7 protein-coding genes and 1 pseudogene are annotated in these 8,215 nt (G+C 30.1%); 7 read left to right on the forward strand and 1 reads right to left on the reverse strand.

The annotated features are described in order from the left end of the window. The coding region (locus tag AB1Z17_RS13070; protein ID WP_368052219.1) for a PIG-L family deacetylase at window positions 1-1,532 on the reverse strand (1,532 nt) is incomplete at its 3' end. 231 nt (window positions 1,533-1,763) lie between these two features. Between AB1Z17_RS13070 and dnaN the strand changes: the two genes are divergently transcribed. From dnaN to ggt, 7 genes and pseudogenes are all read left to right on the forward strand, one after another. Continuing rightward, on the forward strand, window positions 1,764-2,882 hold the full coding sequence (gene dnaN / locus AB1Z17_RS13075; protein ID WP_368052220.1) for a DNA polymerase III subunit beta: 1,119 nt from the start codon (window positions 1,764-1,766) through the stop codon (window positions 2,880-2,882). A 203-nt stretch (window positions 2,883-3,085) separates the two neighbouring features. Then, window positions 3,086-3,316, forward strand: a pseudogene (locus AB1Z17_RS13080) (VOC family protein); the annotation flags it as partial. Between the two features lie 60 nt (window positions 3,317-3,376). Continuing rightward, entirely contained in the window at window positions 3,377-3,964 is a 588-nt protein-coding gene (locus AB1Z17_RS13085) for an alpha-ketoglutarate-dependent dioxygenase AlkB (protein ID WP_368052221.1), read from the forward strand. Between the two features lie 186 nt (window positions 3,965-4,150). Next, window positions 4,151-4,483 carry a hypothetical protein gene (locus AB1Z17_RS13090; RefSeq protein ID WP_368052222.1) on the forward strand — a complete coding sequence of 111 codons (333 nt, stop codon included), beginning with the start codon at window positions 4,151-4,153 and terminating at the stop codon, window positions 4,481-4,483. Between the two features lie 111 nt (window positions 4,484-4,594). Next, window positions 4,595-6,106 carry a von Willebrand factor type A domain-containing protein gene (locus tag AB1Z17_RS13095; RefSeq protein WP_368052223.1) on the forward strand — a complete coding sequence of 504 codons (1,512 nt, stop codon included), beginning with the start codon at window positions 4,595-4,597 and terminating at the stop codon, window positions 6,104-6,106. Between the two features lie 89 nt (window positions 6,107-6,195). Then, a complete protein-coding gene (locus AB1Z17_RS13100; protein ID WP_368052224.1) occupies window positions 6,196-6,789 on the forward strand; it encodes an ACP phosphodiesterase in 594 nt (197 codons plus the stop codon). After that, window positions 6,786-8,215, forward strand: a 1,430-nt coding sequence (gene ggt / locus AB1Z17_RS13105; RefSeq protein ID WP_368052225.1) for a gamma-glutamyltransferase, incomplete at its 3' end; no start/stop codon positions are given. The genes AB1Z17_RS13100 and ggt, both read left to right, overlap by 4 nt.

Raw genomic sequence — 8,215 nt, forward strand, 5'->3', positions numbered from 1 at the left:
TGTACTTTCTCTGGAAATGATGCTGAAACTTCTGGCAACACTTCAAAAGGTTGGTAGACTTCACCTTTAACCGGATCGTTGTATTTATAAACAACTTCCTTAGTAAACGGAATCGTAACTCCGTTAAAATCTAACATAAAATCAACTTTAACTTCTCTTGGAGTTTCAGGCAAACTAATCAGATTTTCATCAAGGACTGCATACATTCCCAAGGTTCCTTTTTTATGAAGCCAATACGGAAATGTGTTCTTAATTTCAGAAGGAATTTCAATTTCTACAGAGAATTGTTGCGATTCGTTATTTGCTAACTCTATGTTTTTAGTTTCAACAACATTTAAAGGATTGATTGCCACACTTTTTAAAGAAACTGGATAATCGCTTCTATTAATAGTTTCAATTTTAATGGTGTTTTTAGAATTTTGAGTGGTTGAAGCATTGTTAGCAATTGCTTCTAAATACAAACCTGCACTGGCAGCAATAATATTTTTTATTTCTTCAGATTTTAATGCTTTCCAATAAGCATCTTTTAAATTTTGAATTAATTTATAAGCTTCTAATAATTGTGGAATACTTGCTGATGGATTTTTAAAATCATATTGTTTTTCAACATTTGTCAAAATTTTAGCTATTGCTTTTCCACCTTCAACTCTGTTCCAAGAAGTGTCTATTCCATCAAAAACATTTTTGTTATTTGGAAAATCACCTTTTATAAATTCTAAATATTCGGTCTGATTTCCTCTGGAACCAGTACTTCCAAAACCTTGGGATTGGTGCTGGCTACGACTTAACGAAGCTATTTCACTATTAGATAGTCCTTTATGCAAATAATATGCTCCAATCTCTAAATCTATTAAATTTGTTTTATCCGCTTTATCAAAATTTTCCTGACTTCCATAAAACCACCACGAAGTATTAAAAAATATTCTTTTTGGTTGCCAAATTACATCGTTTTTTAAATGTGTTTTGTAATTTTTATCAGCTGCTAAATCAAACGCTTCAATTCCCAACATAGCCGAAGTTGTATGGTGTCCGTGTGTTGAACCTGGTGTTCTATGGTTAAATCTGTTTACAATAACATCTGGTTTAAACTTTCTAATAACGGCAACAACATCTTTCAGCACTTCATCTTTATTCCAAATTTCTAAAGTTTCATCTGGATGTTTAGAATACCCAAAATCGTTTGCTCGTGTAAAAAACTGTTCACCTCCATCTATTTTTCTTGCTGCTAACAATTCTTGCGTTCTAATTACACCTAATAATTCTCTTATTTCAGGCCCAACTAAATTTTGACCTCCATCACCTCTAGTTAAACTTAAATAAGCAGTTCTGGCTTTAACTTCATTAGAAAAATAAGAAATTAATCGTGTATTTTCATCATCCGGATGCGCTGCAATGTATAATACTGTTCCTAAAAAATTTAACTTTTGAATAGATTCGTAAATGTCTCCAGAAGTAGGTTTTTTAGGTGCTTGAGAAAATGATATTGAGGTGCTAAAGATTGATAGGAATAAGAATATTATTATTTTATTCATAAAATGGTTCAGTTAATTTAGTAGTAAAAACAAATATAAAATTTAATTAATAGGATACCGTTTAAATGTAACTATATTAACATAATTATAACTTTTTTTAAAATAAATTTATAACTAACTATTAATGTATGTTTTAAAACCTTGTTAAAGGTTATTAACTGTTGATAAATAATATTTTTATAACAATATATTTAGAATATATTTGTAACTTATTCATTAAAATAATCTTAAATGAAATTTATAGTATCAAGTAGCCAATTATTAAAACAACTTCAAGTTTTAGGTGGTGTAATTAATAGTAGTAATACCTTACCTATTTTAGATAATTTTTTATTCGAATTAAATCAAAACGAATTAAAGATTTCTGCTTCTGATTTAGAGACCACTATGAGCACAACTATTGATGTTGAGTCGGATTCTGAAGGTTCAGTGGCGGTTTCAGCACGTTTATTATTGGACACTTTAAAAACATTTCCAAATCAACCATTAACATTTAAAACCGAAGAAAATAATTCGTTAGAAATTAGTTCTAGCCACGGTAAATATGATATGGCCTATTTTGATGGAAATGAGTTTCCTAAAGCGGTTTCAATTCAAGCACCAAGTACTACAGTAATTCCTGGAAATGTGTTAGCAACTGCAATTTCTAAAACTATTTTTGCTGCTGGAAACGATGATTTAAGACCCGTAATGAGTGGTGTATTTTTTCAGTTTAGTAGTGAGAATTTAACTTTTGTTGCAACAGATGCACACAAATTAGTGAAATATACCAGAACAGATGTTACCGCAAATGATGCTGCTGAATTTATAATGCCTAAAAAACCTTTAAATTTATTAAAAGGAATTTTAGGAACAGTAGACAACGATGTAACTATTGAATACAACGATTCTAACGCTAAATTTACGTTTGATAATGTAATTTTAGTTTGTAGGTTAATAGATGGAAAATATCCAAATTACGATGCTGTAATTCCAAAAGAAAACCCAAATAAACTAACAGTTGACAGAGGTACTTTTTTAAATTCGGTTAAACGTGTTTCTATTTTCTCAAGTAAAACTACGCACCAAATCAGATTAAAAATGGCAGGAACAGAGTTAAATATTTCTGCTGAAGATATAGATTACTCGAACAAAGCTGAAGAACGTTTGGTTTGCGATTACCAAGGAGACGATATGCAAATTGGTTTTAACTCACGTTTTTTAACAGAAATGTTAAGCAACCTAAACTCTAACGAAGTTTTAATTGAAATGAGTTTACCAAACCGAGCTGGAATTTTAACGCCAATTGATGGAATTGAAGAAGGTGAATTTATTACTATGTTGGTAATGCCAGTAATGTTGAATAGTTAAAACTTTTTTATATAAAATTGAAAACCACAGCTTAAAAGCTGTGGTTTTTTTTGGTTTTAATTGTTATATTTGATGAAGACAAAAGCGTTTATTTATATTGTTCTAAAAGAAGATTGAAAGGGATAAATGTATGTAATATGAACATATATCAGGGTTGCCAAAAGATTTGAAACCCAAGAACAAATTTAGCAACTGTCGATTCAAATAGAAATGGATTTAAAGGGTTCACACTAGCACACAATACCAAATTTAAAAAGGAAGTTGACCAGTTCATTGAAAAATTAAGAGCAGCTGGAGTCCAAATAATTAAAGAGCCTCAAAAGGTTATTTGGGGAGGTTATAGTAGTTACGTTTCGGATTTAGATGGAAATTTATGGGAATTTGTTTTTAATCCTTTTCTTAAGCTTGATAAAGGTGGAAATGCATCTGAATAAATCAGTTGCCAACAAAATATAAACAAATATGTTAAACACTAATAAAGGGAAAATTATATTATGAAACTACCTATAAATTGTACAGTCGATTATATGAATGACTTTTTAAATGAAGAAGAAGCAAGTGAACTTTATGCTATTTTAATTAATAAATACAAATTAGATAAATCTAGAATTATAATACAAGCTGGAGGGCAATTAATCAAAACGGATAGTTTCAAAATTTTATTTGCAACTAAAGGGTTGTTGAAGCAAAATAGTCATCCCGAAGAAATTCACGGAAAATGTTTTGTATGGACTGGAGCGATGGCTAAATTAAGAGAAAAAGTTGAAAAATTATTGAACAAGAAATTCGAACTTGCTATGTGTCTTTACTATCCTGATGGGAATTATTTTGCTCCTCACCATAGTGATCAAGAAACATCTGGAAACAAGACTATTCTGCCTTCAATTAGTTTGGGAGAAGTACGTGAGTTTACCTTTAATAATAAAATTAGTAACGAAGAATACAGCTTAGATTTAGAGAATGGAAGTTTACTTATCATGGGAGCTCATTGTCAAACAAGGTACACCCATAGTTTACCTCAAAATTCTATCTATAAAAATGGAAGAATAAATATCACTTTTCGTGAACCGAACTTTCAATAATAGTGCAAAAAAGAAAGCAGTGCCTAACATAATTTAAAAAATACTTAGTTCAATAAATCCAATCTTTCCAAAAAAAATATTAACTTTAAACATCGACAACATTACTGTTTCATAATTTCCTTTTCTAAACCTTAAAAGGTGTTAAATGTAATATTAAAGAGTTGCACATAGTAATAAAAATTACAAATGAAAGTTTCAAATCAAACTTCGTTAAAAATAGTATCCTTAATTAGTTTAATATGTTTGCTAATCCCTTTAATTATATATGGTTTATGGATTTATGCTTTCAACTTAGGAACAACTCAAGCTGAGCGAGTTACCATTTTTAAAGATTATTTTCCAGATTTTCTAAATGGCAGATGGGACACTACCTTTATTAGTATAGCTTTTTGTGTTGTAGCAATATTATTAAGCACCACTAACTTAAAAAAAATTAAAAATTATTGGAGAACATTAAATATTTTTATAATTGTTATTAGCAGTTTATTACTACTCTTAAATTTATTTTCTATGATGTAAACTTAAATAGTTTACAAACATTTTTAAAAAAAGCAAGAACGCCTTATTTAAATTTTAATGTAGCGTTTCGCACTACTAATTCGTATTGGTAGTAAATAAAAAAATATCAATATGAAAAATTTCTTCAAAACTGCATTTAAGTTTAATTTATTTCTTTTACTAAGTTTTTTAATAAGTATCGGTTTACTTTCTTGTGAAGTTTCAGATAGTACATTAGATAGTGCCATAAATCAAAATTATTATGTCGATTATGCCGGATTTACACCAACTGGTGATCAATACAACCAATATGTTGAAAATCCATTTATAAAAGTATCCGAAAATCCGACTTCAACATTTTCAACAGATGCAGATGGCGCAGCTTACGCTAATGTGCGTAGATTTTTGCAACAAGGTCAAATGATTCCTCCAAAAGGAGCTATCAGAACAGAAGAATTAATAAATTACTTTCAGTTAGATTATCCTTTTAATAATGGTTCACATCCAATTTCATTAAACGGAGAAGTTAGCGAGTGTCCGTGGAATACCGAAAATAAATTGGTTAGAATTGGTTTAAAAGGAAAACCCATTGCAAAACAAAATTTACCCGCTTCAAACTTTGTTTTTTTAATTGATGTTTCTGGCTCTATGGCAAGCGAAGACAAATTAGACTTGTTAAAAAACGGATTCAAGTATTTTGTTGATGAATTATCTGATAATGATAACGTTGCTATTGTAACTTATGCAGGTTCTGCTGGCGTAGTTTTAGAAGCAACTTCAGGAAAAGACAAGCAAAAAATTAAAAATGCTATTGATAAATTAGGTGCCGGAGGAAGCACTGCAGGGGCACAAGGAATAATTACAGCCTACGAAATTGCACAACAACAATTTATAGAAAACGGAAATAATAGAATCGTAATTGGTACGGATGGTGATTTTAACGTGGGTCCTTCTAGCCAGGAAGAGCTTGTAAAATTAATTGAAGAAAAAAGAGATTTAGGCATTTATATTACCGTTTTAGGCGTTGGACGAGGTAATTTAAACGATGCTGCTTTAGAACAAATTGCAAATAACGGAAATGGAACTTACGAATATATTGATACCATAGAACAACTAAAAAAAGTGTTTATTTACGATTATAATAAATTTTACACCGTTGCAAAAGATGTTAAAATTCAGGTTGAATTTAATCCTGAAAATGTTGAAGCGTACCGTTTAATCGGTTATGAAAACAGGGTTTTAGAGAATGAAGATTTTGAAGATGATAAAAAAGATGCTGGTGAAATTGGTTCCAATCAAAATGTAACTGCACTCTATGAAATAGTTCCAAAAAACAATGCAAACAACTCAAATGACCCTACATTTACAATAGATTTTAGATATAAAAATCCAGATGCTGATACCAGTATTCCATTAGAATTAGAAATTTTTGACCAAGGAAAAACATTTAACCAGGCATCCGATTTTATGAAATTTACATCAAGTGTAGCTTCTTTTTCTATGATACTTTCTGAATCAGAATATAAAGGAACTAGCAACTATGATACTATTTTAGAATGGTTAAATGCTACAAATTTAATCGATGAACACGGTTTTAAAGCTGAATTTAAAGAATTAGTTAAAACAGCAAAAACATTAAATTAATTATTAAAGCACAACAATTTAATAGAATATAAAATCTTAAAAATCTGCTTTCGGCAGATTTTTTTGTATCATTGTTTTAAAATTAGTTTATGAATTTTTTAGCGCATTTATACCTTTCAAAAGACAATAAAAACATTTTAATTGGAAACTTTATTTCTGATGCTATTAAGGGTAAAAAATATAAAAAATATCCAAAAGAAATTCAAGCCGGAATTTTGTTGCATCGAGAAATTGACACGTTTACAGATACGCATCCAATTGTTAAAAAAAGCATGCGCCGTTTAAACAAACGCTACAGACATTACAATGGCGTTATAATCGATATTTTATACGATCATTTTTTAGCTAAAAATTGGTCTGATTATTCTGAAATTCCTTTAGAACTATATGCCGAAAATGTGTATTCTTTTTTAAGTGAAAATAGTGATACATTTCCCGAAGAACTTCAACATTTATTGCCATATATGATTCAATACAATTGGTTGGTAAATTACGCATCATTAGAAGGTATTGAACGTGTTTTAAAAGGAATGAATAAACGCACTAAGGGAATTTCTAAAATGGATTTAGCTATTGAAGATTTAAAACTTCATTATTCAGAATTTGAAGCAGATTTCACAGCTTATTTTCAAGAATTAATAGAATTTACAACAAAAAAAACAACCCATCTTTTATCAAAATGAGAACATCTATTTCAATACTAATTTTTGCCTTTTTATTAATTCAGTGTAAACCTAAATCTTTAGAAAAAACATCAAAAGAAATAGGCTTAATTGCAGATAGTGCAATGGTTGTTTCAGCGCGAGAAGAAGCGTCAAAAATTGGAGTCGCAATTCTTAAAAAAGGCGGTAATGCTTTTGATGCAATGGTTGCAACGGAATTAGCTTTGGCGGTTTCATATCCTGTTGCTGGAAATATTGGCGGAGGCGGATTTATGGTTTACAGATTAAATAATGGTGATACTGGCGCTTTAGATTATCGTGAAAAAGCACCAATGTTAGCTACAAAAAATATGTATTTAGATGAAAATGGTGATTTTATTGAAAATAAAAGTACATTAGGTGTAATGGCTGTTGGAATTCCTGGAACAATTGCCGGTATATTTGAAGTTCATAAAAAATTTGGAACACTTCCAATTGAAGCGCTTATACAACCTGCAATTGACTTGGCTAAAAACGGAATTATTATCACTAAAAATCAAGCAAATAGTTTAAATAACAGTCGTTCTAAATTTAAAAAAGCTAATAATTACGCCATTCATTTAGATACGGTATGGAAAGCTGGCGACACTTTAAAATTCACCGAATTAGCTACTACTTTAGAACGTATTAAAACCAATGGAAAAGATGAATTTTACAAAGGTAAAACAGCTGAATATGTTGTAAATTATATTCAAGAATTAGGTGGTATTATTTCTATGGAAGATTTAGAAAAATACGAAGCCAAATGGCGCACTCCAATTACATTTAATTATAAAGATTTTCAAATTACATCTATGACACTTCCTTCAAGTGGAGGAATTTGCTTGGCACAAATATTAAAAGCAATTGAACCTTATAATTTAGATGAAATAGAACATAATTCAACAAAATACATACAACTTTTAACAGAAGCTGAACGAAGAGCTTATGCCGATAGGGCACATTATTTGGGTGATCCAGACTTTGTTTCTGTTGCAATTGATAGTTTAATAGATCCGAAATACATAAACCATAGAATGGAAAGTTTTTCTTGGGAAAAAGCAACAAAATCTTCTGAAATTTCACACGGAAAGTTAAACGGTTACGAAAGTGAAGAAACTACCCACTACTCTATTGTAGATCCATTTGGAAATGCAGTTTCGGTTACCACAACGCTAAATACAGCCTATGGGTCAAAAGTATATGTTAAAAATGCTGGTTTCTTTTTAAATAATGAAATGGACGATTTTAGTGCAAAATCAGGCGTGCCAAATTATTTCGGTTTAATTGGTTCTGAAGCAAATGAAATTGCACCTGAAAAACGCATGTTAAGTTCTATGACTCCTACAATTGTTTCACAAAACGGAAAATTAAAAATGGTTGTTGGCAGCCCAGGAGGTTCAACCATAATTACTTCTGTTTTACAAAA

It is taken from the genome of Lutibacter sp. (genome assembly GCF_040883305.1).
GTDB lineage: Bacteria > Bacteroidota > Bacteroidia > Flavobacteriales > Flavobacteriaceae > Lutibacter.

Bases quoted from the DNA above. Each gene is read 5' to 3' on its own strand.
- dnaN (WP_368052220.1), top strand. From the start codon at position 1,764: ATGAAATTTATAGTATCAAGTAGCCAATTATTAAAACAACTTCAAGTT.
- AB1Z17_RS13085 (WP_368052221.1), top strand. From the start codon at position 3,377: ATGAAACTACCTATAAATTGTACAGTCGATTATATGAATGACTTTTTA.
- AB1Z17_RS13090 (WP_368052222.1), top strand. From the start codon at position 4,151: ATGAAAGTTTCAAATCAAACTTCGTTAAAAATAGTATCCTTAATTAGT.
- AB1Z17_RS13095 (WP_368052223.1), top strand. From the start codon at position 4,595: ATGAAAAATTTCTTCAAAACTGCATTTAAGTTTAATTTATTTCTTTTA.
- AB1Z17_RS13100 (WP_368052224.1), top strand. From the start codon at position 6,196: ATGAATTTTTTAGCGCATTTATACCTTTCAAAAGACAATAAAAACATT.